This is a genomic window from Nocardia sp. NPDC002869, assembly GCF_046764065.1.
GTDB classification, from domain to species: Bacteria; Actinomycetota; Actinomycetes; order Mycobacteriales; family Mycobacteriaceae; genus Nocardia; species Nocardia rhamnosiphila.
The window spans coordinates 1-4,009 of the sequence record NZ_JBKOOL010000276.1; the positions used below are offsets into that span (position 1 = coordinate 1).

General features: G+C 71.6%; 3 protein-coding genes. 2 read left to right on the plus strand and 1 reads right to left on the minus strand.

Going from position 1 to position 4,009, the window contains the following annotated elements:
- Nucleotides 1-512: 512 nt before the first annotated feature.
- A complete protein-coding gene (locus ACLML9_RS28015) occupies nucleotides 513-1,970 on the minus strand; it encodes a PspC domain-containing protein (RefSeq protein WP_411948311.1) in 1,458 nt (485 codons plus the stop codon).
- A gap of 160 nt (nucleotides 1,971-2,130) precedes the next feature.
- On the opposite strand from ACLML9_RS28015, the gene ACLML9_RS28020 reads away from it, so the two are divergent.
- A complete protein-coding gene (locus tag ACLML9_RS28020; RefSeq protein WP_411948312.1) occupies nucleotides 2,131-3,726 on the plus strand; it encodes a PspC domain-containing protein in 1,596 nt (531 codons plus the stop codon).
- Entirely contained in the window at nucleotides 3,719-3,961 is a 243-nt protein-coding gene (locus ACLML9_RS28025) for a hypothetical protein (protein ID WP_411948313.1), read from the plus strand. Before ACLML9_RS28020 ends, ACLML9_RS28025 begins: the two co-directional genes overlap by 8 nt.
- Nucleotides 3,962-4,009 lie beyond the last annotated feature (48 nt).

The window sequence follows — 4,009 nt, forward strand, 5'->3', positions numbered from 1 at the left end:
AGGCCCCCTCGGTCCCGCCGTTCAGGCCTCGAGACTCGAGCCTTCGGCTCATGCGCTTTCGAGGCCTGAACGACGGGACGGGCCTCGACCCTTTGGGGGCCTCGCTGGACTCGGCGCCGGGTGAGGCGGCCGGGCAGGGCGGGGCACCACCGCTGATCATCGTGCGTGCGATACATGGTTTCAGGTGAGTGGTGAGGAAGGGATTCGGGGGCTGTCCCCGGTTCGGGGCGATATCGGGTGCCATGTGGTCCCCGGGCACACCGGCCATTCCGTCGCCAGAGGTTTCGGCTGCGGTCCCGGGTGATCGACCGGGTGTTCCCCGGTCCACACCGGGGAACGGACCAGAGACGCGCCGGTATGCACGACCGGTGACAGTGGCGGAAGGTACCGAGTTCGAAGTCGAACCGACCCGGGCGCACGAGCGTATCCACGCTGCGGGCGACGGGCAGCGGGGTCGGTGCGGATGCGGTCGGGCACCGGGCCTGTGAGCAGGCCCGTCACCGCGGAGTCCATCAGCGGTGGCCGTTCGGACGGGCCGGGTCGGCGGCGGCCCGGTGCGGCCGGGTGAGCGCGGCGGTGACGGTCTCGGGGGAGTTCACCCGGGACAGATCCTGTGGTTCGGGGGTGGGCTCGGCGGCCCGGCGGAAGGCTTCCGCGGAGTCGGACCCCACGGTTTCGCCCGCGACTTCGTCGACTTGCTCTTCCGAAGACCCGGAATCGGTTCGCGGCATGATGATGCGGACCTCGGTGCCCCGGCGGGGCTCCGAGACGATCTCCACCGTCCCCCCGCGGCGCTCCACCCGGGCGCGGATCGACCGGGTCAGGCCGTGGCGGTCCTCGGGGATCGAATCGGGGTCGAAACCGGTCCCGCGGTCGCGGACGAACACGCTGACCTGGTGCGGTTCGGCCTCGGCGAACAGGTCGATATCGGAGACCCCGGCATGTTTGGCGGCGTTCACCAGGGCTTCGCGGGTCGCGCCCAGCACCGCGGTGAAATGCTCCTTCGGCAGGCCGGCGCCGCTCTCCGTACCGTCCATCGCCACATCGCCCACCGTCACGGGGGTGACCTTCACCCCGTGCTGGTCCTCCACTTCGCCGGCGATGGTGCGCAGCGCGGCGGCGAGGCTGGATTCGGCCGGTCCCGAATCGGCGAACAACCAGCGGCGCAACTCCCGTTCCTGACTGCGCGCCAGCCGCAGCACCTCCTGCGGGTCACCGGCTTGCCGCTGGATCAGGGCGAGCGTCTGCAGTACCGAATCGTGCAGGTGGGAGGCGATCTCCTCGCGTTCCTCGTTACGGATGCGCGCGGAGCGCTCGGCATTCAGCGAATGCATGAGCCGCAGCCCGAGCGGAACGGTCAGCAGACCCACCCCGATCAGGGTCGCGGCCACCGCTAGCAGCGCCGAACCGAGCGAACCCCAGTCCAGCCGGGACAGCACCACCACCGCGAGTCCCGTGACCACCAGCGTCACGCCCGCGATGATGCGCGACCAGGTCACCACCGACGGTTTCGCCGGTATTCCGATCAGCGACCGCGGGCCGTCGGCGTCGTATTCGCGCCACACCAGTGCCGCGCCCACCGCGATCACCACGATCGGCGCGATCACCCGCGCCGCCGCGCCACTGAACGCCCACGACACCGCCACCGACAGACCCAGGCCGAGCAGTGCCAGCCCGATCGCCTGACGCCGTTCGGTACCCGACGGGCGTCCCGAATCGGTGCCGTCGGGAGTGAAGATCCACAGCAGGCTGTAGGCGACTATCCCGGCCCCGGCCAGCGCGGACAGCAGGACGAAGGCCATCCGCACCTTGAGTACGTCGACCCCCAGATGGTCGGCGACACCGCCGGCCACCCCGCCGACGATCCGGCCGCCGGAACGGCGCACCAGGCGCGGGGTATCGGCACCGGGAACCGCCCCGGACCCGGCAGCGGCCCCCCGCGTGTAGAAGGCAGGTCCGAACGGGCACATACCCTCGATACTGGCACGAGAGCCATACCGGCAGCCATGGGGAAACACCCTGATACCGGTCTCGGGTCGCCCCCATCGACTGTGCTCAGGAGGTTTTCCGGTCCAACTTCAGGGTTCACCCGGATGCGCGCGCGGGCGCCCCGAGCGGACCATGGGGTCCATGACGAGAACGAGCTTCGGCGACCAGCTGCAGCAGATGTGGCAGACCCGGCCGGTCCGGCTGCCCCGGCGGGGCCCGATCGCCGGAGTCGCGGCGGGTTTCGGCCATCGCTACGGCATCGATCCGGTGCTGGTCCGGGTGGCGTTCGTGGTGTCCACCATTTTCGGTGGCGCCGGAATCGTGCTCTACCTGGCGGGATGGCTACTGTTCCCGGAACCCGGGGGCCGCGGTTCCATGGCGGAGTCGCTCACCCGCAAGGACCGGGAAGCACCCAATCAGACCAAGACCATCGTGCTGATCGTGGCACTGGCGATCGCGGTGAGCGCGATGGGCCCGGTGGGGATCGGGCTCGGCGGCTCCGGTGTCGTCGCGCTGGCGCTGATGCTCGCGGGCTGGTGGATGCTGCAGATGCGCTCCCCCGAACCACCGCCGTTACCGCCCGGCACCGTCGAACCGGAGTCGCTGGGTCACCCCGGTACCACCGGATATCCGGGCGCCATGTTCCCGCAGGGCGGGGCCGACCCCTACGCGCCCCCGTCGGATCTGTACACGCCGTACACGAGGCTGCCGGACCGCTACATCCCCGACCCGCCGGCCGACATCCCGCAGCCCCCGGCGGCCTCGGGCGGCACCGCCGCCCCCGGATCCGCCGACGATCCCTCACAACCGGCGCGCCCACTGCTCACCGAGAGCAGTGACGCGGCCGCCGGTCCCGCGCGGGTCACGGGAACCGAGCAGAGCGGCGGGGTCGGCGATTCCGCGACCGCCGCGTCCAGCGATTCCGCGCAGGCCGAGAGCTCGCCCGGCGGGCCGGCGGCTCCCGCCGACCCGGCCGGAGACCGGCCTACCGCGGGGACGGATACCTTTCGGGCCGCCCACCCCCCGATCGATATGAACAAGCCCGGCACCGCGGAGTTCGCGCATCGCGCCCCGCCCTCCTGGGACCCACTGGGTGTCGCGCCGCTGGCCTGGGATCTGCCCGAACCCGCACCGGTCCGCGCGATGGTCGCACCGGCCGTCGAGCCGCGTCCGCGTTCCCGCTTCACCCCGGTCGTCCTCGGCCTCGCGGTCCTGGCGGCGGCCGCCGCGGGTGCCACGGCCGTAGCGGGCAGCGAATGGATGACTCCGGGGCGGATCGGCGCGATCGCCCTTGCGGTGATCGGGCTGGGGCTGGTGTTCGGTTCGTTCCGGCGCCGCGGCCACGGCCTGCTGCTGGTCACCGCTCCCCTGGCGGCGTTCGTGCTGTTCGCCGCGGTGATCGGACCGGTGGACCTGCAGAGCCCGACCATGGGAGACCGCACCTGGGCGCCGGCCTCGGCCACCGATATACGGCCGGAGTACAAGGTCACCATGGGGTCGGGCACGCTCGACCTGCGCGGTATCGACCTCACCGCGGACCGGACCGTCGATGTCGACGTGCAGATGGGTCAGGCGATGGTCCTGCTACCCGAGAACATGAACGTACGCACCGACTGCACCGTCCGGATGGGTGAGGCGACCTGCCCCGACGGGCTGACCGGGCCCGGCGGGGACGCGCCGGTGCTGAACGTGAACGTGCACGTGCGGATGGGCGATGCGGAGGTGCGCCGTGGCTGACCAGCAGACCGATAAGCGAACCGATCGGCGCGCGGCCTGCGGGCACGCCGGGCGGGGCGGATTCTCCCCCGGCTTGTTCTTCGTGGGCCTGCTGGCGCTCGGCCTGAGCGCCTGGGCGCTGGCCGGACCCACCCAGTGGGGACTCACCACGGTCGTCCCGATCGGCTGGATCGTCGTCGCGGTCGCGATAGTGGTCGGGCTGGCCCTGGTCGTCTCGCCCCGGAGACGCCGCTGAGCACCGGACACCTCGTACGAACGGAACCGGCCGGACCTGTACAGGTCC